Annotated in this window: 22 protein-coding genes; 11 read left to right on the top strand and 11 right to left on the bottom strand. The window is 68.0% G+C overall.

What is annotated here, in order from left to right:
• The first annotated feature begins 2 nt into the window (after positions 1-2).
• On the top strand, positions 3-884 hold the full coding sequence (locus tag E1263_RS19200) for a DMT family transporter (protein WP_238161327.1): 882 nt from the start codon (positions 3-5) through the stop codon (positions 882-884).
• Between the two features lie 8 nt (positions 885-892).
• Positions 893-2,071, top strand: a complete 1,179-nt coding sequence (locus E1263_RS19195; RefSeq protein WP_132169219.1) for a glycoside hydrolase family 15 protein — start codon at positions 893-895, stop codon at positions 2,069-2,071.
• Position 2,072: 1 nt separating this feature from the next.
• Here E1263_RS19195 and E1263_RS19190 read toward each other — a convergent pair whose 3' ends face one another.
• The 3 genes from E1263_RS19190 to E1263_RS19180 all read right to left on the bottom strand — a co-directional run bounded on the left by E1263_RS19190 (position 2,073) and on the right by E1263_RS19180 (position 4,380).
• The gene (locus E1263_RS19190; protein WP_132169217.1) at positions 2,073-3,143 is read right to left on the bottom strand and encodes a glycoside hydrolase family 172 protein; all 1,071 of its coding nucleotides are present in this window, start codon (positions 3,141-3,143) and stop codon (positions 2,073-2,075) included.
• 67 nt (positions 3,144-3,210) lie between these two features.
• Entirely contained in the window at positions 3,211-3,732 is a 522-nt protein-coding gene (locus E1263_RS19185; RefSeq protein ID WP_132169215.1) for a hypothetical protein, read from the bottom strand.
• 18 nt (positions 3,733-3,750) lie between these two features.
• On the bottom strand, positions 3,751-4,380 hold the full coding sequence (locus E1263_RS19180; RefSeq protein WP_132169213.1) for a TetR/AcrR family transcriptional regulator: 630 nt from the start codon (positions 4,378-4,380) through the stop codon (positions 3,751-3,753).
• An 84-nt stretch (positions 4,381-4,464) separates the two neighbouring features.
• On the opposite strand from E1263_RS19180, the gene E1263_RS19175 reads away from it, so the two are divergent.
• The 3 genes from E1263_RS19175 to E1263_RS19165 all read left to right on the top strand — a co-directional run bounded on the left by E1263_RS19175 (position 4,465) and on the right by E1263_RS19165 (position 10,044).
• Positions 4,465-5,943: an MFS transporter gene (locus E1263_RS19175; RefSeq protein ID WP_132169211.1), complete on the top strand. Its 1,479-nt coding sequence runs from the start codon at positions 4,465-4,467 to the stop codon at positions 5,941-5,943.
• A gap of 145 nt (positions 5,944-6,088) precedes the next feature.
• Positions 6,089-9,217, top strand: a complete 3,129-nt coding sequence (locus E1263_RS19170) for an amidohydrolase family protein (protein ID WP_132169209.1) — start codon at positions 6,089-6,091, stop codon at positions 9,215-9,217.
• Between the two features lie 2 nt (positions 9,218-9,219).
• A complete protein-coding gene (locus E1263_RS19165) occupies positions 9,220-10,044 on the top strand; it encodes a GNAT family N-acetyltransferase (protein WP_202868956.1) in 825 nt (274 codons plus the stop codon).
• 20 nt (positions 10,045-10,064) lie between these two features.
• Here E1263_RS19165 and E1263_RS19160 read toward each other — a convergent pair whose 3' ends face one another.
• The 7 genes from E1263_RS19160 to E1263_RS19130 all read right to left on the bottom strand — a co-directional run bounded on the left by E1263_RS19160 (position 10,065) and on the right by E1263_RS19130 (position 16,431).
• Complete coding sequence (locus E1263_RS19160; protein ID WP_132169205.1) at positions 10,065-11,042, bottom strand: ribose-phosphate diphosphokinase; 978 nt, start codon at positions 11,040-11,042, stop codon at positions 10,065-10,067.
• Positions 11,043-11,080: 38 nt separating this feature from the next.
• Positions 11,081-11,644, bottom strand: coding sequence for an NADPH-dependent FMN reductase (locus tag E1263_RS19155; RefSeq protein WP_132169203.1), 564 nt, complete (start codon positions 11,642-11,644; stop codon positions 11,081-11,083).
• A gap of 300 nt (positions 11,645-11,944) precedes the next feature.
• Positions 11,945-12,961 (bottom strand): threonine aldolase family protein, encoded by a 1,017-nt coding sequence (locus E1263_RS19150; RefSeq protein WP_132169201.1) that lies wholly within the window; start codon positions 12,959-12,961, stop codon positions 11,945-11,947.
• On the bottom strand, positions 12,958-14,331 hold the full coding sequence (locus E1263_RS19145) for a class II 3-deoxy-7-phosphoheptulonate synthase (protein WP_202868955.1): 1,374 nt from the start codon (positions 14,329-14,331) through the stop codon (positions 12,958-12,960). Before E1263_RS19145 ends, E1263_RS19150 begins: the two co-directional genes overlap by 4 nt.
• Before the next feature lie 66 nt (positions 14,332-14,397).
• The gene (locus E1263_RS19140; RefSeq protein ID WP_132169199.1) at positions 14,398-15,024 is read right to left on the bottom strand and encodes a DUF4240 domain-containing protein; all 627 of its coding nucleotides are present in this window, start codon (positions 15,022-15,024) and stop codon (positions 14,398-14,400) included.
• 25 nt (positions 15,025-15,049) lie between these two features.
• Complete coding sequence (locus tag E1263_RS19135) at positions 15,050-15,655, bottom strand: NAD(P)-dependent oxidoreductase (RefSeq protein WP_132169197.1); 606 nt, start codon at positions 15,653-15,655, stop codon at positions 15,050-15,052.
• Complete coding sequence (locus E1263_RS19130; RefSeq protein ID WP_132169195.1) at positions 15,652-16,431, bottom strand: inositol monophosphatase family protein; 780 nt, start codon at positions 16,429-16,431, stop codon at positions 15,652-15,654. Before E1263_RS19130 ends, E1263_RS19135 begins: the two co-directional genes overlap by 4 nt.
• A gap of 67 nt (positions 16,432-16,498) precedes the next feature.
• On the opposite strand from E1263_RS19130, the gene E1263_RS19125 reads away from it, so the two are divergent.
• Entirely contained in the window at positions 16,499-17,419 is a 921-nt protein-coding gene (locus E1263_RS19125; RefSeq protein WP_132169193.1) for a LysR family transcriptional regulator, read from the top strand.
• Here E1263_RS19125 and E1263_RS19120 read toward each other — a convergent pair.
• Entirely contained in the window at positions 17,386-18,150 is a 765-nt protein-coding gene (locus tag E1263_RS19120; protein ID WP_132169191.1) for a lysophospholipid acyltransferase family protein, read from the bottom strand. The genes E1263_RS19125 and E1263_RS19120 overlap by 34 nt on opposite strands.
• A gap of 247 nt (positions 18,151-18,397) precedes the next feature.
• Between E1263_RS19120 and E1263_RS19115 the strand changes: the two genes are divergently transcribed.
• Genes E1263_RS19115 through E1263_RS19095 form a run of 5 tightly spaced genes read left to right on the top strand, consistent with a single transcriptional unit; the run spans position 18,398 to position 22,309 of the window.
• Positions 18,398-19,168, top strand: coding sequence for an alpha/beta hydrolase (locus E1263_RS19115; RefSeq protein ID WP_165956680.1), 771 nt, complete (start codon positions 18,398-18,400; stop codon positions 19,166-19,168).
• Positions 19,161-19,817: a hypothetical protein gene (locus tag E1263_RS19110; RefSeq protein ID WP_132169189.1), complete on the top strand. Its 657-nt coding sequence runs from the start codon at positions 19,161-19,163 to the stop codon at positions 19,815-19,817. The genes E1263_RS19115 and E1263_RS19110 overlap by 8 nt, the downstream gene beginning before the upstream one ends.
• 56 nt (positions 19,818-19,873) lie before the next feature.
• Positions 19,874-21,103: an ornithine cyclodeaminase, nickel-pincer nucleotide-dependent gene (locus tag E1263_RS19105; RefSeq protein ID WP_132169187.1), complete on the top strand. Its 1,230-nt coding sequence runs from the start codon at positions 19,874-19,876 to the stop codon at positions 21,101-21,103.
• A 4-nt stretch (positions 21,104-21,107) separates the two neighbouring features.
• Complete coding sequence (locus E1263_RS19100; protein ID WP_132169186.1) at positions 21,108-21,554, top strand: YybH family protein; 447 nt, start codon at positions 21,108-21,110, stop codon at positions 21,552-21,554.
• A gap of 5 nt (positions 21,555-21,559) precedes the next feature.
• A complete protein-coding gene (locus E1263_RS19095; protein ID WP_337590282.1) occupies positions 21,560-22,309 on the top strand; it encodes an enoyl-CoA hydratase-related protein in 750 nt (249 codons plus the stop codon).
• Positions 22,310-22,868: the final 559 nt, after the last annotated feature.

Here is a 22,868-nt window from a genome sequence, read left to right as displayed (position 1 = left end):
GTGTGAATCGCTCTCGCCTTGCCGTACTGGCGTTGCTGACGGTGGCGGCAGCTTGGGGATCGACGTTCTTCCTGACCAAGGACCTGCTCACCAGGATGGACGTCGCCGACTACCTGGCGTTGCGATTCCTCATTGCGTCGGTCGCGCTCCTGCTGATCCACCCGCCCGCCATCGCCCGGCTGAACCGACTGGACCGTGGCCGGGCCGTTGCCCTGGGCATCACTTACGGCATCGCCCAGCTGGTGCAGACCGAAGGCCTGCGGCACACGCCCGCGAGCGTCTCCGGCTTCGTCACCGGCATGTACGTCGTCTTCACGCCGCTCCTGGCCGCGGTGATCCTGCGGCACAAGATCGGCCGGTGGGCCTGGGTGGCGGTGGTTCTGGCGACCGTCGGCCTCGGTGTGCTGTCACTGCGCGGCTTCACCATGGGCACCGGCGAGCTGCTCACTCTGGCCTCAGCGGCTCTGTATGCCTTGCACATCATCGGCCTGGGCGTCTGGTCGACCCCTGAGAACGCCTTCGGGCTCTCTGCGCTGCAGATGGTTACCATCACCTGCGTCTGCGCGGTCGGCGCCATCCCTGGCGGCTTCTCGGCGCCCACCAACACCCGGGACTGGATCAGCGTCGTCTACATGGCTCTGATCGCCGGTGCGCTCGCACTGATCGTGCAGACCTGGGCACAGGCCCATCTGACGCCGACGCGGGCTGCGATCGCCATGACAATGGAGCCAGTGTTCGCGTCGACGTTCGCAGTGCTGTTCGGTACGGAGAGTGTGACCTTGCGGATGCTGACCGGTGGCGCTCTGGTGCTGGCGGCAATGTTCCTGGTCGAGCTGGCACCACGGCGGAAGTTCGAAGCCGAAGTGCAGCACCTCGCCCAATAGGAGTCGCCATGCGGGACAACAGCGCGCGGCGGGTCAGATGGTTCCCCTCCGCGGCGATCGCCGTACTGCTGGCTGCCCTGACCGTTGGCGGCGGGCTGAACATTGCCAGGCACCCGCAGCCCAACCTCGTCATCACCGGCGTGCCCGAGCACACTGGGGCGCCGCTCGACCTCCGGGCGCAAGCCCTGGCCGACCTGGACGCGCTCACGCTGCCCAACGGCGCCACACTGGCCGGCTGGGACGGCCCCTGGCGTTACGTCTGGCCGCGGGACGCGTCATTCGTCGCAGCGGCCCGCTGCGCGGTCGGCCAGTACGCCGAAGCTGCGCGCGTGCTCGATTTCCTCGACCGGATCAAACCCACCACCGGCCGCTGGGAGGCGCGTTATTTCGAGTCCGGCCAACCAGTAGCTGATGGCCGCGAGCAGCAGCTCGACGGCTCCGGCTGGGTGCCGTGGGCTGCGTGGTTCTGCCGGACCGGCGCGCAACACTGGGACATGGTCCGGGAGTCCGCCGATCAGATCACTCGTGAGCTCCGACCGAGCGGATTGCCCGCAGCCTCGCCCGACTACTGGGAGCGGCCCGAGTCCGCAGTCACACTGGGCACAGTCGCTCCCCTGCTGACCGGACTGCGCTCAGCGGTCCAGATCGCCACCGAGCTCGGCCACACCGCCGAGGCTGCGCGCTGGCAGGCCGCCCTGCAGACGTTGTCCACGGCAACCGACCGCCGCTTCGCACCGGACTTCCCGCGCACCCCGGCGTACGCGGAGAGCTTTTTGGAGCCAGGCCTCCAACCGGCTCGGCTCGGTGGCAGCGCCGACGCCATCGTCACGGTGCTGGGCCCACCGTTCGCTCCGGAGCGCGAACTCATCAGCCGCGCCATCGTCGAGACGCGCGCCGCCCTGACCCAGCCGAACGGCGGCCAGAACCCAGGGACGGAGTGGCGAGCAGACGGTGTCGCCTGGACCCCACAGACCGCTCTGTTCGCGCTGAGCGCCGCAGCCCGCGGCGACCGCGCGACGGCCGAGTCCATCCTGAGCTGGCTCAACCAGTACCGGACTCCGAGCGGACACCTGCCGGAGAAGGTCAACCGCGACCACCAGCCCGCCGGTGAGGCCCCACTGGGCTGGACCGCCGCCCTGGTGCTCCTCGCCGACCAGGCCCTCAAGCAACCGCTGCCAATCCCTTAACTCAACAGATCTCCATTACGTCGTGCACCGGCGCGGCCGGCCGCGTCGTGCTCGTCTTGGCCGAGTAGAAGAACGCAGTCGAAGCAATGTCGTCCTGCAACGGCAGATAGCGTCCACCGGACCGCCAGCCCAGCGCCTGTACGTCGACCCGCAGCCGCTCGCGGAACCGGATCGGATCCGGCAGGTGGAACCGGTACATCCCGAACCGCTGCTGACTCACATACTGCCCGTCCGGCCGAATCACCTGAGGCATCCCCAAGTACGGCGTACTGAACTCGGTGTACCCACCCAGGTGCGGTACGTCGAAGTTCCACGCACCCCCGAAGTAGTCCTCGGTCCCTGTACCGCAGATGGTCGGAAACTCCTCATCCCCGTCCAGGTAGAACTTCACCTCACCCTCACCCCACCAGCCACTGCTATTGACGCCCCACGCGAGGTACGTGCCCACGTAGTGCCCCGGACCCTCTACACCGTCGAGCAACGTGTGGACGGTCGCAGCCGCCAGCGGGTTGCTCCGCCGCCACTGCGCATGCAGGTACGCCGATCTCTCCGGTACGGCGCCCAGCCAGTAGTCCACCTGGAAGTAGACGACCACCGTCTCGTCGTGAGTGTTCTCCAGCGTCAGAGTGGCCTGGGACTGGAACGGCATCTCCCAGTAGCAGTTGAAACCGCCGTTCGGGTTCACAGCGACCGGCAGCGAGTTCACCTGCGCGAACTTGCCCCAGCCGGAGCAGAAGAAGTCCCCGACCGGCGTCTCGATCGCCGGAGCCTCGTCACCGTCCCAGTGCGCCCGCAGTACCAGCCGCCGCCAGTGGTCCACCTGAGTGGTCAGCCAGATGTGCGTGACGGCGCCAGATCCGGTGATGTCGGCCAGGGTGGCGGTCTCCCCCGGCCCGATCTCGATCGACGGTGACACCTTCCAGCCCTGACCGAGGTCGCGGGCCGCACGGGCGCCGGTCCCCTCGGTACGACGGCCGCCCTGGCCAGGCTCGCCGGTCGGGTTCTCTGCGCTGATGGAGCGCGTCTCGACATCCACGAGCGCGCTGATTCCGGACAGGTTCCCAAGAGTCATAAGAGCGACCCTAGGCGATGAGAAATCGATTGCCCAGGCCCCTGAGGCCAATCCGCTCCGAAGGCAATCAGCAGGAGCGAACCTTGGCGTCCAGACCAGTGAAACTCAGACAGGCCCGGGGCCGCCCCTGCGCCGGATCGGCGCGCAGGACGAGCGGATAGGCATCGGCGCCGCGCCCAGCCGGCTCGTCGGCCGGAACGCTACCCACAGCGCCACCACGCGCAGTGACGACAGCCCGCACGTCATCGACAGTGACCGCCGTACGGCCGGCTTTAATCGCCGCTGCCTTTGCGTCGGTGGCAACCGCCAGGGCGAAGTCGATCTCCGCCGGCGACGCCCAGGTGGTGGTCGTCACCGGGAACACGACCCCGAACATCGTCAGCCCCACCGCGACAATGATCCGCCGCAGCCGCCGGGTCTGGTCACCGACCAGCAGCGAGGCGCAGCACAACGCCAGTGCCAGCGTCAGCCCCCGCAGGATCCAGTGCCGGTCGAGCCGGCCATCCACCAGCACTGCAGCGGCCACTGCCACCAGAACACAGAAACCACCCGCAGCAAGAGCCTGCACCCGCGAAGACACCGAAACCATGTCGCAGACGATAGACGGCTAGGCGCGCCAGCGGTCGGTCAGCTCCGCCATGCTGGGCGGCGGGCCCGGAAGCTCGCCGCCCGGTTCTTCACCGGCACGATGCATCGCCTCCAGCATCAGCGTCAGATAGCGATGCCGGAGCTGCCGGGTCCGAGTCTCGTCACCGAGCTTGATCGAGGTGATCTGCTCGAGAATCACCGCGAAGTCCTCGACCACGATCCCCGGCCGGAAGTACTCCTTGGTCCGCGCAAACACCGCCCGATCCAGCTCCGAAGCCCGCCCGGCGGCCTCGAACAGCTCAGGTGTCGGGGTGAACGTGCCCGCGAGTCGCTGCGTGAGCGAATTCGTGTCGGCGTCGACGAGCGCCCGCAGGTACGCCTTGAAGGCCACCCATGGATCGCGGTCGTCAGAGAGCGCTTTCTCCGACTCGGCGATGTAGCGGTCGAGGCCGTCGCTGCAGAGCTTGCGCAGCAACTCCTCCTTGCTCGCATACCGGCGGTAGAGCGCGCTGATCCCGACGCCGGCCCGCTCGGCGACCGCGGCGATCGGCGCACCGGGATCGGCGACGAAGACTGCCCGGGCGGCAGCCAGGATCACTTCGTCGTTGCGGGCCGCCTGCGCCTGGCGGCCACTCAGAGCTTTCGTCATGTTTCTCAGATTAGCACTTGAACGGAATGATCCGTTCCGTTAGAGTTTGGAACAGAACAGTTCGTTCCGTTTGAGGAGCAGAAGATGACCGCAGTCGCCGTACTCCCCCGCAGCGCCACCGCCGGCACCACCGTCAGCACCCCCCGCCTGCGCAAGCGCTGGCTCGCCTTCGCCGCCGTCATGACCGCGGCCGTCATGGATCTGCTCGACTCCACCGTCATGAACGTCGCGGCGCCGGCCATCCGCGGCGACCTCGGCGGCTCCTACGCCAGCCTGCAGTGGATGGCGGCCGGCTACACGATGGCGCTGGCCGTCCTGCTCCTGGTCGGCGGGCGGCTCGGTGACCTGGTCGGCCGCAAGCGGGCGCTGCTGATCGGCGTCGCCGGTTTCACCGTGACGTCGTTCCTCTGCGGTCTCGCGGTGTCGCCGGAGATGCTGATCGCCTCGAGAGTCGCTCAGGGAGCGTTTGCGGCCGTGATGCTTCCGCAGGGCTTCGGGCTGGTCCGGGACCTGTTCGAACCCGATGAGCGGACCAAGGCGTTCGGGTTCTTCGGCCCGATCATGGGGCTGGCCGCGGTCCTCGGCCCGATCATCGGCGGCACCGTGCTCGACGCGGACCTGTTCGGCACCGGATGGCGCGCGATCTTCCTGATCAACATCCCGATCGGCATCTTCACCTTCGCGGTCGCCGCCAAGTACCTGCCGAACACCAAGCCCGCCGTCCGCAAGGTATCGCTGGACGTGCCCGGCCTGCTGATCGCGAGCACCGGCCTGTTCGGCCTGGTCTACCCGCTGGTGCAGGGCCACGAGCTCGGCTGGCCGCTGTGGTCGAAGCTGATGCTGGTCGCGTCCCTCCCCGTCCTGGCCGGCTTCGGCATCCACCAGTCCCGCCGCAGCCGCACCGGCGCGACCTCGCTGATCGAGCCCCGCCTGCTGAAGAGCCGCCCGTACCTGTCCGGTGTCTTCTTCGCGGTCGTCTTCTTCGGCGCGATGGCCGGCACCTTCGTCCTCGGCATGTTCCTCCAGATCGGCCTCGGCTACACCCCGATCCGCGCCAGCCTGGCGATGGCTCCGTGGGCCTTCGGCGCGCTGATCGGCTCGGCGATCTCCGGGATGACGATGCAGAAGTTCGGCCGCAAGCTCCTGCACATCGGCCTCGCGCTGATGGCGACCGGCCTGGCCGCGACGTACGCCGTCCTCGCGCTGACCGGCGTCGACGTCGGCGGCTGGGACATCGCCGTACCGACGCTGCTCGGCGGGATCGGGATGGGCATGGTCTTCGTGCCGATGTTCGACATCGTGCTGAGCGGTGTCCGCGACGACGAGGTCGGTTCGGCGAGCGGCATGCTCGGCTCGTTCGAGCAGGTCGGGATCGCCCTGGGCATCGCGATCATCGGTTCGATCTTCATGGGCAAGGTGGCGCACGCAGACGTGGCAACCCGCGCCCTGGCCGCCCTCGACGGCACCCAGACCGCCTTGCTCGCAACGATCGGCGGACTCATCCTGGCCTTCACCGCAGGCTTCCTCCTCCCCAAGACCTCCCGCGAAGGCATCGAGCACTAGTCCCACACCCCACCAGCCGCCGCTCCGCACCCCGCGGAGCGGCGGCGACGCGCCGGTCGGGTCGTTGGGGGTGCGCAGCGGTGGCAGTGTCGGTGGGGTCCCCTCCGGTCTGTGGCCGGATCGCCCCCGAGGGATTGGAACGACTGTGGTTCACGAGGATTCGACCGACCCCGGCACGTGGAGCATCTCGCGACGCCGCGCACTTCAGCTCAGCGGCGGCGTCGCGGCCGTCTCGGCGGTAACCGGTACGACGACCAGCCAGGCAGCGACCGGTACGACGACCGACCCGGCAGCGACCGGCGTGAGCACCAACCGCGCGGTGCTGACGGAGGGCACCAACGTGATGGTCGCCGCCTCGCCCGACGGGCGCTGGCTGGCGTTCGACCTGATAACCGCGATCTGGGTGACGCCGGCAGCGGGCGGGGTTTCGCAAAGACTGACCGACGACCTGCAGGACGCGACCCGGCCGCGCTGGTCACCTGACAGCCGTCGGATCGTCTTCCAGTCCTTCCGCGACGGCAACTTCCACCTCTGGTCAATCGATGCTGACGGCAACAACCTGCGCCAGCTCACCACCGGCCGATACGACCACCGCGAACCACACTTCACCCCCGACGGCACCAAGATCGTCTTTTCGTCCGACCGCGGCAACACCGGTAGCTATGGCATCCACAGCCTCGACCTCACCACGCAGGCGATCACCGTCCTCACCGATGACCCGGCCGAAGAGGCTGAGCCGGCGGTCTCCCCCGACGGTACGAAGATCGCGTTCACCGTCGACGCATCCTCGATCGCGGAAGTCGACCTAGCGACCGGCACCCGTCGTACCGTCGTCCCGGCGCAGACCGGCAGCAGCGTCTACGGTCCCGCCTACTCCCCCACCGGCCAGCTCGCGTATGTCCGCCTGAGCGGCCCGGTCTGCGACCTTGTCGTCGGCGACCAGAAAGTGACCGCAGGCAAGGACGTTTTCGCACTCCCACCCTCCTGGGTCTCCGCCACCGAACTCGTCTACACCGCCGACGGCCACGTCGTCCGCCATCGCCTCGGCGGCGCCCACGCCGTCGTACCGTTCGCTGCCACAGTGCCGATCACCTCAAAGCGCCCGCGCCCGAAGTCCCCCGATCTGGAATCCAACGGATCGCGACCAGTGCTTGGAATCGCGGGCCCCACGGCCTCACCCGACGGCCGCTGGGTCGCCTTCCGCGCGCTCAACGCCTTGTGGCTGGCAGCAACGACTGGCCGCGGGCAACCACGCAAACTCGTTGCCGACGGCTACTTCAACAGCGATCCCGACTTCTCCCCCGACGGCAAGTCATTGCTGTACGCAAGCGACCGCGACGGCACCGCTGACCTCTGGCTGCACGACCTCGCCACCGGCAGCAACCGCAGACTCTCCACCCTGCCCGGCGCTCAGACCGCACCGCGATTCTCCCCCGATGGCAAACAGGTCGCCTACCAAGACCAGGACGGCATCGCCTGGGTCCTCGATCTCGCCACCAAAGCCGTCCGCCAGCTCACACCGACGCTCTTCCAGCCCGGCCGCGTCAGCTGGTCGCGCGACGGCAAGACGCTGGTCCTCGCCGCGGTCAAGCCGTTCTCCAAACGCTTCCGCGAAGGCACCAGCCAACTCCTGTACGTCGACATCGCCACCACCGCCCTCGAATACGTCGAACCGATGCCCTTCCGCTCGCTCGCCACCCGCGGCGACGACGGACCAGTCTTCTCTCCCGACGGCAAACACCTCGCCTTCGTCATAGAAAGCCTCCTGTACGTCGTTCCTGTCGACCACCGCGGCCGCTTCACCGCGGAACCGCGCGCGATCACCGCCGAAGTCACCGACTCGCCCGTCTGGCAGGGCAACGATTCCCTGCTCTACCTCAACAACGGCCGGCTCCGCCGTGTCGGCCTGCACGGCTCCCGCCCACGCACGATCCCGATCAATCTCGCAACACGTCGAGCCACCATCAAGCAGCACGTCACGATCCACGCCGGCGCGCTGTGGGACGGCAGAGAGACCGCTCTCCGACGCGATGTCGACCTCGTCATCGACGGCTCGAAGATCGCCGCGGTCCGCCCGCACCACGGTCGCGCGGACATCGACGCCTCCAAACTGACCGTCATGCCCGGCCTGATCGACGCGCACAACCACTGGCACCTCAGAGGACGAGCCTGGGGCGCAAGGCAAGGCAATCTCTGGCTGGCCTACGGGATCACGAGTACGCGCTCTCCCGGCGATCCGGCGTATCAGATGCAGGAAACCCGGGAAGCGCTCTCTCACGGTTCCCTGACCGGTCCGCGCTACTTCGCCACCGGTGAGGCGATCGACGGCTCGCGGGTCTACTACAACTTCATGCGCCCGACCCTGACCGTGCGGCAACTGGAGCTCGAGCTCGATCGCGTCGAAGGACTCGCCTACGACATGGTGAAGACCTATGTCCGGTTGCCGATCGACTTCCAGCGCCGCGCGATCGCCGCCGTACACAGGCTTGGGCTGCAGTTGTCGTCGCACTACCTCTACCCGGCCGAGCACCTCGGCATGGACGGCATGGAACACACCGGCGCGACCAACCGGCTCGGCTACTCCCACACGGTCAGCCGGCTCGGCCGCGCGTACGCCGACGTCATCACCCTGTTCACCAAGGCCGGCCTGTCCGTCACCCCGACGCTCTTCAACTCGACCATGGCGCACGTGGACGACCCGTCGCTGCTGACCGATCGCCGTACGACGACGCTGTATCCGTCCTGGGAATACACCTACCTGCGCGGCGAGGTGGACACCGCGGCAGGGCCGGCCGGAGTGACAACGCGTGAACTCCTGCGGGGCAACGTCGACATGGTGTTACGCATCCACCGCGGCGGCGGCCTGGTGATCTCCGGCACCGACACCCCGCTCGACAACATCGCGATCTCACTGCACGCCAATCTGCGGTCCATGGTCGCGGGCGGATTCACGCCGTACGAGGCCCTCACGACCGCGACCCGGAACCCGGCCCGCTGGCTCAATCTCGAAGACAAGCTCGGCGTGATCAAGCCCGGCGCCCAGGCCGACCTCTCGTTCGTCACCGGCGATCCGCTGGCCGACATTCGGGCAGCAGCCGCGGTCGATCGGGTGATGGTCGCGGGCAAACTCCACACGATCGATCAACTGCTGGCACCATTTGCAGGCAAGGAGACGACAACCGCTGGTCTCAGCCGCGCCATGGCGCACGCCCAGGATCCGGAGTACTGGTGGCACGAGCCCGAGTGGCTGCATCGACTGTGTTGTGAAGGGTGAGCATGTTCGAGATCGCGACGGCCAGTGCCGCGGACGTCCGGCTGTTCAGCGAATGGGCAGCTGACGAGCAGTGGAATCCAGGCGACTCGGATGCACTGGCGTTCGCGGCTGCCGACCCGGCCGGCTTCTTCGTCGGCCGGTTGAACGGTGAGCCGATCGCCTCGGTCTCCGGCGTTCGCTACGGCAACGACTTCGGCTTCCTCGGGCTGTACATCGTCCGTTCGTCGGAGCGCGGCAAGGGCTACGGCATCCAGCTCTGGCGCCGCGTGATGGAACATTTCGGCGCGCGCAACGTCGCGCTCGACGGAGTCGTCGACCAGCAGGCGAACTACCGCAAGTCCGGTTTCCGCCATGCCTACAACCACATTCGCCACGAAGGCGTTCCCGCACCCGTCACCACCGACCTCACGCTGGTCGACGCCCGCACGATCCCGTTCGACCAGCTGGCAGCCTACGATCGCCGGTTCTTCCCGGCACCCCGCGACGCCTTCCTGGCGCTGTGGGTGGGCCTACCGGAGCACCGCTCACTCGTGGCCGTACGCGACGGCGAGCTCGAAGGCTTCGCCGTGCGGCGACCTTCCCGGACCGGAGCGCGGATCGGCCCGATCTACGCCGCCTCGGACGAGATCGCCGCCGCCCTGATCTCGGGCCTGGCCGAAGGGGAATCGATCGCCGTGGACGTTCCCGATCTCAACGCACCCGCGATGAAACTGGCCGAGCGCCTCGGCCTGGTGCCGACGTTCGAATGTGCGCGCATGTACACGGGCGCCGTACCGGACGTCGACCAGAACGGCATCTTCGCGACCACCACCCTGGAGCTCGGTTAGCGCTTTAGCTCGGTTGGCCTTTAGAAGGGCAGCTTGGGCTGCGGCGGTGCGTGGGTCGGGTCGACGCCATCGAAGAGGCTGCTGATCGACTCACCGCCGTGGATCCGCTTGATCGCCTCGGCGAACAGACCGGCCACCGAGCTGACCTGCAGCTCCGGGAAGCCGTCGGGCCGCGGGACCGTGTCCGTGCTGATCACCTCGGTGATCGACGGATGCGCCCGCAACCGCTCGACGGCCTTTCCGGCGAACAGACCGTGCGTACAGGCGACGGCGGCCTCGGTGCAGCCGAACTCCTTCAGCCGGTCGAGCAGTTCGATGATCGAACCACCCGTGGCGATCTCGTCGTCCAGCACGATCGCCCGCTTCCCGCTCACGTCACCCACGATCGCGTCGATCACGACGCGGTCGTCGGCCAGCCGCTGCTTGCTGCCGGCGGCGACCGGCAGCCCGAGCAGGCGGGCGAACTGGGTCGCCATCTTCGCGGCGCCGAGGTCGGGGCTGACCACGACCGTGTTGCTCAGATCCTGGCCGCGGAAGTGATCGGCCAGTACGCCGATCGCGGTCAGGTGGTCGACCGGCACCGAGAAGAACCCGTGCACCTGCGGCGCGTGCAGCGCCATCGTCAGCACCCGGTCGACGCCGGCCGCGACCAGCAGGTCGGCGACCAGCCGGCCACCGATTGAGATCCGGGACGCGTCTTTCTTGTCCGACCGCGCATACGCGTAGTGCGGCATCACCGCGGTGATCTGCTGCGCCGAGGCGCCGCGGGCGGCGTCGATCATCAGCAGCAGCTCCATCAGGTGTTCCTGCGTCGGCGGCACCAACGGCTGCACGATGTAGACATCGCGCTGCCGGCAGTTCGCCTGCAATTGCGCCTGCAGACAGTCGTTGCTGAAACGATGGATCTCGACCGGTGAGAGCTCGACACCAAGATCTGCACAGATCCGCTCTGCCAGATCTTTATGAGCACTTCCGCTGAACACGACGATCTCTCGCACGGTTCTCCCCGACGCTGCCGACTACGACACCGCGAAGACTACTTGGCCGCGGTGCGCACCTTGTCAGCGAGGGCGTCGACGAGCGACGTGACCAGCGTGATCGTGTCGTCGTCGGTCAGGTTCCCGGCCTCGTCGAACCGCTCGTGCGCCTTGAAAGCCATCACCTCGGGCTTCACGACGACATCGGAGTGCGTCCAGACGAACACCTGCCGCAAGGCCAGCTGCGCCCGTACGGTCCCGAAGTTGGTCGGCGCCGCACCCATGATCGCAACCGGCTTGTGCAGCAGCGACGAGGTCGCCGCCGGCCGCGAAGCCCAGTCGATCAGGTTCTTCAGCCCACCGGGAATCGAGTAGTTGTACTCCGGCGTCGCGAACAGCACGCCGTCCGCCGCCCGAATCCGCTCCCGCAGATCTCGCACGCTCTCCGGAAGGTTCTCGTCGGTGTCCAGGTCGCCGTTGTAATGCGGCAGCTCCCCCAGCCCGTCGTACAGCTCGATCGTCACGCCCGCCGGCGCATGCTTCTGCGCCGCCCGCAGCAACGCCGTGTTGAGCGAGCCCGCCCGCAAGCTCCCCGAAATCCCCAAGATCCTGATGTCAGTCATTCAACTATTTAAACATAAACTACCTGTTCTCGCGACCCGCCCCCTCGCGCCCAAAGAGAAGCCGCCGTGTCTTTGAGCGCCAACCCCCACTTTGAGTACCCACCAACCACATTTCGGCCGAAAAAATGACTGGTGGATACCCAAAGTGCCACTTCGTGCCCAAAGAAACGGCGGCCTGCCGAGGACACGGGCGCGTGTCTTTGGGCGGATTGCGGGAGCGGGCGGCGGCGGATCCGCGATGTGGGGCAGGGTCGCGATGTGGGGCAGATCCGCGGCAGGCCGAGCGGGGTGCTCGACGGGTCAGTGCGTGAGGATGTGCGCCAGGGTGGAGGCGGCGGTGCGGCAGTCGGCCGCGGAGGCGTCCAGGTGGGTGACGACTCGGAGCTGGGTGGCGCCTACGCCGCCGATAAGGACGCCTTCGGCGCGGGCGGCGGCCACTACTTCGGCGACGGTTTTGCCCGTCACCGCGAGGTCTGCGATGACGATATTGGTGTCGACCTGGTCGGGTTTGACCGAGCCGGGCGCAGCGTCGGCGAGGACCTCAGCGATCACGCGCGCATTGGCGTGGTCTTCCGCGAGCCGGTCGATGTTGTGCTCAACCGCATAGAGACCAGCAGCAGCCAGTACGCCGGCCTGTCGCCAACCCGCGCCGAGCCGCTTCCGCCAGATTCGGGCTTCGCGGATCAGCTCGGCGGAACCGACGAGGACCGAGCCGACCGGTGCGCCCAGCCCCTTCGACAGACACACACTCGCGGCCGCGGCACGAGCGGCGTACGAGGCAGGGGTGCGGCCCGTGGCGACCGCGGCGTTCCAGAGGCGGGCGCCGTCCAGGTGCAGCGGGATTCCGCGGGATTCGAGCTCGTCGGCCAACGCGTCGTACCCGTGCTGGATCGCGCCGCCGCCGAAGTTGTGTGTGTTCTCGACCGAGACGGCCGAGGTGGTGACGAAGTACGGACCGAGGTCGGGCGCGATCAATGCCGAGACCTGTGTGAGGTCGGTCGGCCCGATCCACGTGCGGGTGGTGACGCCGCTGACGGCCGCGTGCGCGCCGAGCTCGGCGCGCACCACATGCGCACTCGCCTCACACAACAGCTCACCGCCACGCGGGACCAGAGCCTGTACGCCGAGCAGGTTCGCCAGCGAGCCGGTCACCGTGAACAGGCCCGCCTCGTGCCCGAGGAGGCCGGCGACGGTCTCCTCGAGCTGGTTGGCGGTCGGGTCCTCGCCGTACACGTCATCGCCGAGCGGCGCGCTCGTCATCGCCGCCAGCATCCCGGCCGACGGCCGGGTGACGGTGTCCGACCGGAGATCGATCACGCCCGTGCTGCCCGCAGCCGCTCGGCGACCAGGAAGGCGAGCTCGAGCGACTGGTGCCGGTTCAGCCGCGGGTCGCAGGCCGTCTCGTACCGGTTCGCGAGGTCCTCGGCGACCAGCGCCTCACCACCGCCGACACACTCGGTGACATCGTCGCCGGTGAGCTCGATGTGCATACCGCCCGGCCAGGTGCCGACCTGCTCGTGCGCGTCGAAGAAGCCCTGGACCTCGTCCATGACCGCGTCGAAGCTGCGGGTCTTGTAGCCGTTCGGGGTTTCGAAGGTGTTGCCGTGCATCGGGTCGCAGACCCACGCGATCGGCGAACCGTGGTCACGGACGGCCTCCAGCAGCGGCGGCAGCCCGTCGCGTATCTTGCCCGCGCCCATCCGGGTGATGAAGGTCAGCCGGCCCTCGACGCCCTTCGGGTTCAGCTTGTCGATCAGGGCCCGGATGTACTCCGGAGTCGTGGTCGGGCCGATCTTCACGCCGAGCGGGTTCGACAGCGAGGACAGGAACTCGATGTGCGCACCATCCAGCTGACGCGTCCGCTCCCCCACCCATAGCAGGTGGCCGCCGACGTCGTACGGCTGCTCGGTGCGTGAGTCGATCCGGGTCAGCGCGTGTTCGTACTCGAGGATGAGCGCCTCGTGCGAGGCGTAGAAGTCGACGGTCTTGAACTCGTCGGCCGTCGCCCCACAGGCGCGCATGAAGGCGAGCGCCCGCTCGATCTCGGTCGCGAGCTGCTCGTACCGCCGGCCGACCGGCGAGGAGTTCACGAAGTCGGTGTTCCACGCGTGGACCTGGTGCAGGTCGGCGTACCCACCGGTGGTGAACGCGCGCGTCAGGTTCAGCGTCGCGGCGGCCGCGTTGTAGACCCCGCGCAGCCGGCGCGGGTCCGGAATGCGCGCCTCGGGCGTGAACTCCAGCCCGTTGACCGCATCTCCCCGGTACGACGGCAGTGTCACGCCGTCGCGGGTCTCTTCGCCGGAGCTCCGCGGCTTGGCGTACTGCCCGGCGATCCGGCCGACCTTCACGACCGGCACACTCGCGGCGTACTGGAGCACGACCGACATCTGCAGGAGCACCCGCAGCTTGGCCCGGATGTTCTCCGCGGTCACCCCGTCAAAGGTCTCCGCGCAGTCACCGCCCTGCAGCAGGAAGGCTTCGCCGCGCGCCACGGCGCCGATCTTGGTCGTCAGGTCGTCGCACTCACCGGCGAACACCAGCGGCGGCAGCGTCCGCAGCTCCCTGATGACCTGCTCCAGCGCCACCGGGTCAGGCCACTCCGGCTGCTGCAGCGGCTTCATCTCCCGCAGCTCGTCCAAAGTGGGAACCCCAGGCACTTCCCCGGCACTCAACGTCGCAAATTGCATATCCGCAGCTTATTCGAGGCCCCCTACCCGCTGCACTGCTGTCTCAGTCACAACGGTGAACAACGGTCAGCGGCGCGGTGTCCAGGCGTCGCCGTACTGTGGAGCTTCGTCGTCGTCCTCTTCGTCGTCCTCGTCCTCTTCGGCCTCGTCGTCAGGCTCGGCCTCAAGCGCCTCGATGACCTCGAAAAGCCGCGGCAACCGGGCCTGGAGTTCGGCGTCGTCGTCGAAGTCGAAGGCGTCACCGACAGGGCCGTCAGGGACCGCATTCGGGCTCACGCCAGGCGGGAGAGAGGCGTCGGCGACCCGTTCATAGGCCGTCGAGGCGGCGTACATGAGCGACTCGCCGTCGAAGTCTGCGTCGGCATCCGGGTCGAGCAGACCGGCCAGCGAATCCGGGTCGGCGACGGCCGCATCCCAGGACGTCCGGCCCTGCCCGATCAGCCAGGCGCGGAAGTAGTCGAAGCCGTCGTCCGAAGCACCACCACAGATTAAGTAGGCCGCTGCCCACAGGTCGACCCGGTACGACTCGGTGAACAGCCGCTGGAACTCGTCGTCGAAGTCGGCGATATCCGCCGGCTCAAGCTCGGCCAGTACGTCGATCAGCGCCTCGGCCAGGTCTTCCGTGTCTTCGTACGTCTCCTCGACCTCGGCCCGCGCGCGGGCGATCGTGTCCCAAAACCCCTGTCGATCCATGCGCACATGATTGGCACCCGAAGGGTCACCCGAAGAGCGCGACGGCCGCCCGGGAAGTGAACTCTGCGCGCTCAGCCTCAGCCACCATCAGCGCGGCAATGCCCGCCCGGGGTGAGCGCGGCGGGAGCAGGCGCCGGAAGCCGGGCACCTCGACCAGTCGACCGTTGCCTTGGTACGGCTTGTTCGTCAGCATGCCGGCCGCCACCACGGTCCCACCGGCAGCCAGTACGGCGGTGTCGGCGACCGCCTTGGCTTCCCAGTCGTCCAGCACCTTGCTGAGCAGCCAGCCGTTCACCGGGCCGAGCGCACCGGCCGTGGCACCAGCGGCGAGCGCCCCCAGCCAGATCACCCGCTTCCCAGATTTCACAACCAGTTCAGCTCCGTTGCTCAGAATCTGCGGGTCCTGGCCCTTGGCCACACCTAGCCCGCTCAGCACGACATCCACACCCGCCAGTGCATCCAGCACCGACTCTGGCACGGCCACATCCGACTGGACCACGTGCACTCCGCCGGACCACGGTGCCGCGGCTGGGCGTCGTACGAGCGCGGTTACCTCGTGCCCGCGCTCCACCGCTCTCGCCACCAGCAGCCGTCCGGTCTGGCCGGTAGCGCCCAGGACTGCGATCTTCATGCCGCAGCCAGTACGTCGAGTGCCGCCTGCTGCACGCCCGGCGCTGAAGCCAGGAAGTCGCTGCTGGTCACGTCCCACGGCTTGCCCGCCAGATCGGTCACCAGCCCACCGGCCTCGCGGACCAGCAACGCACCGGCCACTAGCCCGGACCGGACATCGGAGTGCTGCCAGAACGCCTCCATGCGCCCGGCCGCGACCTGGATCAGCCGCAGTGTGGCCGGCACTGAGGTCTGCACGATCAGTGCGCCGGTCAGCATCGCAGTGACGCTCCGCCCGATCTTCTGGAACGTCTCCACGCTCTCTCCCGGCCGGGCCTGACCAGTGCCGACCAGAGCAGCACCCAGGTCGGTCTTGGCCGACACGGTCAGCCGCTCACCGTTCAGGTACGCGCCCTCGCCAGCGACCGCGGAGTAGGTCTCTCCGGTCAGAGGCAGGTGTACGACGGTCAGCACCGGCTCGTTGTCGCGCACCAGCGTCGCGGTAACCGACCACTCGGTCATCCCGTGGATGTGGTTGATGTTGCCCTCGACCGGGTCGACGATCCACCACTCGCCCAGCGGCAGCGCACCGCCTTCCAGCTCGTCCTCGACCCAGCCGGAACCGGGACGCGCCGCGAGCAGCGGCTCCTTGATCAGTGCGAGTACGGCGTCGTCGTTGGCATAGATGGCTTTCACGATCGCGTCCCCGTCAGCCGGCCGGGCATCGGCGGAGAACCGCTCCAGCAGCAGCGGTCCGGCGGACTGGACGATCTCGGTGATGTTCTCGATGAGGTTCATGTCTACGACGCTAGAAGCGTCGAGACCTAACAACAAGTGCAACCTTGGTAGGTCTAGCATTACCCAAATGCACTTGGATCTGAACCTCCTCACCGCGCTCGACGCCCTACTCGAAGAAGGCAGCGTCGCTGGGGCCGCCGAGCGGCTTCATGTGACCCCGCCGGCGATGAGTCGGACGCTGGGCCGGATCAGGCGGGCGACCGGCGATCAGATCATGGTTCGCACCGGCCGCTCGATGACGCCGACGCCACATGCGGTCGCACTGCACGCCCGTGTGCACGAGCTGGTCCACCAGGCCCAGGTGCTGCTGTCACCGGAGCGCAGCATCGATCTGGCGACGCTGGAGCGGACATTCACGCTGCGCTGGCACGATGCGCTCACCGTGGCCTACGGCCCGGCGCTGCTGACCGCAGTCCGCGCGCAGGCTCCCGGCGTACGGCTGCGGTTTCTCCCGGAGTCCACCGCGGACACGCACGAACTGCGGCGCGGTGAGGTGGATCTTGAGGCGGGCGCCGGGGTCCCACAGCTCCCGGAGGCGCGGCATGAGCTGGTCGGTGAGGGGCATCTGGTGGTCGCCGTCCGCGCTGGCCACCCGCTGGCCGAGGGCGAGCTCACCGCTGAGCGGTACGCCGCTGCCGAGCATGTGACGGTGTCGCGGCGCGGCCGCCTGGCTGATCCGATCGACGACTTACTGGCTGATGCCGGGCTGCGGCGTGAGGTGGTCGCCGCCTCACCAACGGTCGCTGTCGCGCTCCAATTGGCACGGCTGAACGATCTCGTCGTGACGGTCCCCGACGTCACCAGCCGCGAACTACTCGTCGACTTCGGGCTCATCGCGCTGCCGCTACCGCTCGACGTACCGGCGATTCCGATCCGGCTCGCCTGGCATCAGCGGTATGACGGGGATCCGGGACACGCCTGGCTACGGGACCAGGCGCGCGCCGTACTGCAGGGTCAGGAGGCTTTGGTGTCGCCCAGCCGCAGGTGATCGTCGACCGACTCGCCGGCCTTGATCAGCTCCTTGGCCTTGTCGGCATACATGTCGACGTACTCCTGGCCGGACAGGTCCATCAGGGCGTACATAATCTCGTCGGTCACCGAGCGCAGCACGAAGCGGTCGCGCTCCATGCCCTCGTACCGGGAGAAGTCCAGCGGCTCGCCGACCGCGACGCCCGGACGGTTCATCCGCGGGAACAGCTTGCCCGGCTCACGCCGCCAGACCTTCGGCAGCACCGAGCCCGGGGGCTGCAGCTTGTGGGTGTCGATCATCGCGACCGGGATCACCGGGACGCCGGCGACGATCGCCATCCGTGCCACGCCGGTCTTGCCCTTGTACAGGCGGCCGTCGGGTGAGCGGGTGCCCTCGGGGTAGATCCCGAACAGCTGGCCCTTCTCCAGGATGCCCAGCCCGGTGTTCAGCGCGGCCAGCGAGGCGCGCCCGCCGGAGCGGTCGATCGGGATCTGGCCGATGGACCGGAAGAAGGTCGCCATCAGCTTGCCCTTGATCCCGGGCGCCGTGAAGTACTCCGATTTCGCCGGGAAGACGATCTGCCGCGGCACCGCGACCGGCAGGAAGATCGAGTCCGCGAACGCGAGGTGGTTGCTGACCAGCAACGCCGGGCCGTCGGTCGGGATGTGGTGCAACCCCGTCACCTTCGGCCGGAAGAAGAGCTTCACGAATGGTGCAACGATGAACTGTCTGATGAGCAGGTACAGCATCCGCCTCGACCTCCGTCACTCGCCCGACAGCTTGAATCATCCCACCAACCCGAGGCAGGACACTACGTTCAAGCTTCCCACTCAGGCAATGTCACCGCCAGGAATGTTGATGTTGCTCACTGTGTTGTCAACTCAATGCAGACTGGACGTGGTCCAGATGCGACCATTGATTCGCGGCGGGGTGGGGCCTGGTGCCACCGCTCACGGCCGCCTGTGAGGAACCCCACGACCGGGCGAGGAGTCGACCGTGCCAGTGCAAGTCCACGCGGAGGAGTTCCGCAGTGCCGGGACCGGGGAGAACGCCGCCGTCGGCGTCCTGCTGAGCCACGGATTCACCGGCTCACCGCGCTCGATGCGCCCCTTCGGTGAGCACCTGGCCGACCTCGGGTACGGCGTTTCTGTGCCGCGACTGCCCGGTCACGGGACCACGTGGCAGGAGATGAACCGCACCGGCTGGCCGGACTGGTACGCCGTACTGGCGAACGAGCTGGCCCGGTTGCGCCAGGAGCACGACCAGGTGGTCGTGGTCGGCCTGTCGATGGGTGGTGCGCTGGTGCTGCGGCTGGCCGAGGAGCACGGCGCGGACATCTCCGGTGTGGTCCTGATCAACCCATCGGTGAGCACCGAGGACAAGCGGCTCGGGCTGCTGCCGGTGCTCTCGAAGGTGATCCCCTCGTTCCCGGGCATCTCGAACGACATCAAGAAGCCGGGTGTCGACGAGGGTGCGTACACCCGGATGCCGCTCAAGTCGGCGCTGTCGCTGTCGAAGCTGTGGAAGGTCGTGCAGACCGACCTGCCCAAGGTCACCCAGCCGGTCCTGTTGTTCCGCAGTACTGTCGATCACGTGGTCGAAGCCAGTTCAGCCCGCCGCGTCCTCACCTCGATCTCGTCGCGCGACGTCACCGAGACCCTGCTCGAGGACAGCTATCACGTCGCGACCCTCGACAACGATGCGCCGCGAATCTTTGACGACACGGCCGCCTTTATCGCGCGCGTGACCGGCCCTGCCGATGCGTGACAACGGCCTGACCGCAGCTGAGTACACCTCGCTCGGCGGCATCGACCCGCTGATCGCCGAGGCCGTCCTGGCAGCGCTCGCCAAGGCGAACATCGCGGCGTACTGCGAATCCTCCGAAGCGACGCCGGACGAGCTTTTCGTCGACACCTCGCAGGTCGAGCAGGCCCGCCCGGTCATCGTGCGCAGCACCGAGGACGCCGAGTGGAAGTCGCTGGTCGAGCAGTTCAACGCGCCGTCCGCGCCTGGCCACGACGGCGGTGAAACGCCGGTGCCGCGGTGGCCGGTCAGCGAGGACGTGGACGAGAAGTACGAACCGCTGATCGACGTACCGGCTGGCCTGATCGTCGGCGACGAGCCGGACGAGGAGCCCGAGCCGCGCCCGAAGCGGGCCGCCGACGACCCGCACGATCACTTCGTCCCACCGGAGCCGCCACGCGGCCCGAAGCTGGACTGGCCCAGCCGGCTCGCTTGGCTCGGTCTGCTCGGCGGGCCCATCCTGCTGATCCTGGCCGCCCTCCTCGACTTCGGCGACCGCCGGGTCACCGGTGTCGCGGTCCTCGGCTTCATTGCCGGCTTCCTCACGCTGGTGATTCGGATGAAGGACCGGCTCCCCCAGGACGACACTCCGGACGACGGAGCCGTGGTGTGAGTTAGCATCAGCAGATCGTCGGACAATCTGACGTTCTTAGTGAGGGAGGTACCCCCGTGCAGGTCAGCGAGACGGTTGAGATCACCGGCCACCTGATGGATTCGGGGTTACTGTCCCGGGTGCTCGACGACATCCGCGGGTACGGCGGTGAGTACACGCTGGACAAGTTCGACCTCGGCTACGACAAGGACGACCCGTCGACGGTCCGGATGACGGTCGGGGCGGACGACGAGGAGTCGCTGCAGCGGTTGCTGATGCGGATCCAGACCAAGGGCGCGAACCTGGTCGACCCCGGCACGCCCGAGATCACCGAGGTGAGCCAGGACGGGGTGTTCCCGGACGGGTTCTACTCCACCACCAATCTCCCGACGAGCGTCCGGCTGGACGGTCACTGGGTGCAGGTGCAGCAGCCGGAGATGGACTGCGGTCTGCTCGTCGAGGACGGCGCCGTACGGACGATCCCGATGTCCGAGGTCAAGGCCGGGATGCGGATCATCTCCAGCGCCCAGGGCGTGAAGGTGACGCCGCCGATCGTCGCGAGCACCGAAGAGGGCTTCGGCTTCATGGAGTCCGACGTGTCGAGCGAGAAGCCGCAGCGCGTCCTGGTCCAGCAGGTCGCCGACGGCATGCGCGAGGCGAAGGCGAACGGCCTAAAGGTGCTCTGGGTCGGCGGCCCCGGCATCGTGCACACCGGCGCCGCGCCGGCCATGGTCGCGCTGGTCGAGGCCGGATTCGTCGACATCCTGTTCGCCGGAAACGCGCTGGCCACCCACGACATCGAGTCGTCCCTCTACGGTACGTCGCTCGGTGTCGACCTGGCCCGCGGTCGCGGCGTCGAGCACGGCCACGAGCACCACATCCGCGCCATCAACACGATCCGCAAGTCCGGCTCGATCGCGGCCGCTGTCGAGCAGGGCGTGCTGACCTCCGGCGTGATGCACGCGATGGTCAAGCAGGGCAACAAGTTCGTGCTCGTCGGCTCGGTCCGCGACGACGGCCCACTGCCGGACGTCTACACAGATGTCCTCGAGGGCCAGCGCGCGATGCGCGCCGAGCTCGCCGAGGTCGGCTTCTGCCTGATGGCCGCGACGATGCTGCACTCCGTTGCCACCGGCAACATTCTGCCGGCGTCCGTCCCGCTGACCTGCGTCGACATCAACCCGGCCACCGTCACCAAACTCGCCGACCGCGGCTCCACCCAGGCCCGCGGCATCGTCACCGACGTCGGCCTGTTCGTCGAGCACCTGGCCCGCGAGCTCTCCCCGTCGTACGCCGAGGCAAAATAGCCGGGTGACCCCAGACTTCGCGGCGTTCCGGCTGCAGTTCACGGCGTTCTTGCGCAAGTTCGAAGAGGCCAACTCCGCGTTCGTGAACGGCGATGTCTCGCTGTGGATGCCGCTGGTGTCGCGCAGCGAGGTGAGCTCGATCTTCGGCGGTTTCGGCGGCCGCGAGGTTGGGTGGTCGCAGGTCGGCCCGCGGTACGAGTGGGCGTCGGCGCAGTTCGCCCCGAGTGGTGCTGCCGTGCAGTTCGAGTACCTGGACCAGCACGTCAGCGCGGACTCGGCGTACACGGTCGCCATCGAGCGCTGCACCGTCCGGTACGTCGAACGCCCGGGTGAGCATCGTCACGAACTGCGAGTGACGATGGTGTTCAGGGTCGAAGATGGCGACTGGAAGATGGTCCACCGGCACGCGGACCCGCTCGCCGCCCCGCCGACCCCTCAACTGCTTGGATGACCCTTATGACCGAGCTTGTGCACCTGACCGTGGCCGACGGCGTCGCGACGCTGACCCTGGATTCGCCGCACAACAAGAACGCGCTCTCCCAGAAACTCACCGGCGAACTGCTGGCGCACTTGGAGAGCGCGGCCGCGGACGACGCCGTACGGGTGATCGTGATCCGGTCCGCGCTCGACGTGTTCTGCTCCGGCGCCGACATGTCCGAGGCGACGAGCGTCGGCATGGGCGTCGGCGCCCAGCGGATGGTCGACGTACAGCGCGCGATCGTCGCCAACCCGAAGCCGGTCGTGGCGCGGGTCTCTGGCCCCGTCCGGGCCGGCGGAATCGGCATCGTCGCCGCCGCTGACATCAGCGTCGCCGGCGCCAGTACGACGTTCGCCCTGACCGAGGTCCGCCTCGGCCTGGCCGCCGCCACCATCTCCCTGACCGTCCTGGCGCGCATGAGCGACCGCGCCGCCGCCTACACCTTCCTGACCGGCAACACCTTCGACGGCATCGAAGCAGCCCGCCTCGGCCTGGTCACCCTCACAGTCACCGACGACGAGCTCGACACCGCCCTCGAGTCCCTCGTCGACTCCGTCCTCAAGGGCGTCCCGCAGGGTCTCCGCGAAACCAAAAAACTCCTCAACCGCGAACTGCTGGCCGACATCGACGCCCGCGGTAGTGAGCTCGCCGAGCTCTCCGCTTCGCTGTTCGGGTCTCCTGCTGCCCAAGAAGCCATGCTCGCTTTCCTCAACCGCCGCAAGAAGTAGGCCATCGCAGTACGGCGATGGTTACCCGCCGCGCCGGGTGCGTGGCAGGGTCGCCGTACGGGGGGGGTGGGGTTGCCTGCGACCGGTCGCGTAGGGGTGGGATGGTTGCTCGCCGCACCGGACAAGCCGGACACGTTGTCTGTGGCTGGTCGCCGCGGCGGCCGCGTTACATAAAGAGCTTGGCTGGGCCCGGCGCGGGGTTGAGGTACTGGCGAGGTCGGCGATCGCGTTCCCGCCGCTTGAGGTACTCGCTATGGTTGCGGCCGGTAGCGGGGAAGCCTGGAACGTGACCCTTTGTTGGTGGTGAAAAGCGCTGGCAAGGAGGCCGGGGGTGCTGCCACGCCCGGCCGACCCCCGGCCACCTCGCTGGTTGCCCATTTTCCGTCGCGGCGCTGTCCACTCGTCGGGGGTTCGTCGGCTGGGTGGTGGGCTTGAACAAGTAATTACCTAATAAGAGTTATCGGGTCGCCCGTCGGGCAGACTCGGACTGGTAAGCCGCTGGTGGGTGAGCACTTCTATTACCTGGACCTGTGAGTCTTGGGGACAGAGCGTGCCCCTG

Source organism: Kribbella antibiotica (assembly GCF_004349055.1).
Lineage (GTDB): Bacteria > Actinomycetota > Actinomycetes > Propionibacteriales > Kribbellaceae > Kribbella > Kribbella antibiotica.
This window is presented reverse-complemented; position numbering and strand designations above follow the sequence as displayed.

Bases quoted from the DNA above. Each gene is read 5' to 3' on its own strand.
- E1263_RS19095 (WP_337590282.1), top strand. From the start codon at position 21,560: ATGACCGAGCTTGTGCACCTGACCGTGGCCGACGGCGTCGCGACGCTG.
- E1263_RS19180 (WP_132169213.1), bottom strand. From the start codon at position 4,380: ATGACGAAAGCTCTGAGTGGCCGCCAGGCGCAGGCGGCCCGCAACGAC.
- E1263_RS19190 (WP_132169217.1), bottom strand. From the start codon at position 3,143: ATGACTCTTGGGAACCTGTCCGGAATCAGCGCGCTCGTGGATGTCGAG.
- E1263_RS19175 (WP_132169211.1), top strand. From the start codon at position 4,465: ATGACCGCAGTCGCCGTACTCCCCCGCAGCGCCACCGCCGGCACCACC.
- E1263_RS19145 (WP_202868955.1), bottom strand. From the start codon at position 14,331: ATGCAATTTGCGACGTTGAGTGCCGGGGAAGTGCCTGGGGTTCCCACT.
- E1263_RS19155 (WP_132169203.1), bottom strand. From the start codon at position 11,644: ATGACTGACATCAGGATCTTGGGGATTTCGGGGAGCTTGCGGGCGGGC.
- E1263_RS19140 (WP_132169199.1), bottom strand. From the start codon at position 15,024: ATGGATCGACAGGGGTTTTGGGACACGATCGCCCGCGCGCGGGCCGAG.
- E1263_RS19165 (WP_202868956.1), top strand. From the start codon at position 9,220: ATGTTCGAGATCGCGACGGCCAGTGCCGCGGACGTCCGGCTGTTCAGC.
- E1263_RS19135 (WP_132169197.1), bottom strand. From the start codon at position 15,655: ATGAAGATCGCAGTCCTGGGCGCTACCGGCCAGACCGGACGGCTGCTG.
- E1263_RS19110 (WP_132169189.1), top strand. From the start codon at position 19,161: ATGCGTGACAACGGCCTGACCGCAGCTGAGTACACCTCGCTCGGCGGC.
- E1263_RS19130 (WP_132169195.1), bottom strand. From the start codon at position 16,431: ATGAACCTCATCGAGAACATCACCGAGATCGTCCAGTCCGCCGGACCG.
- E1263_RS19120 (WP_132169191.1), bottom strand. From the start codon at position 18,150: ATGCTGTACCTGCTCATCAGACAGTTCATCGTTGCACCATTCGTGAAG.
- E1263_RS19125 (WP_132169193.1), top strand. From the start codon at position 16,499: ATGCACTTGGATCTGAACCTCCTCACCGCGCTCGACGCCCTACTCGAA.
- E1263_RS19185 (WP_132169215.1), bottom strand. From the start codon at position 3,732: ATGGTTTCGGTGTCTTCGCGGGTGCAGGCTCTTGCTGCGGGTGGTTTC.
- E1263_RS19195 (WP_132169219.1), top strand. From the start codon at position 893: ATGCGGGACAACAGCGCGCGGCGGGTCAGATGGTTCCCCTCCGCGGCG.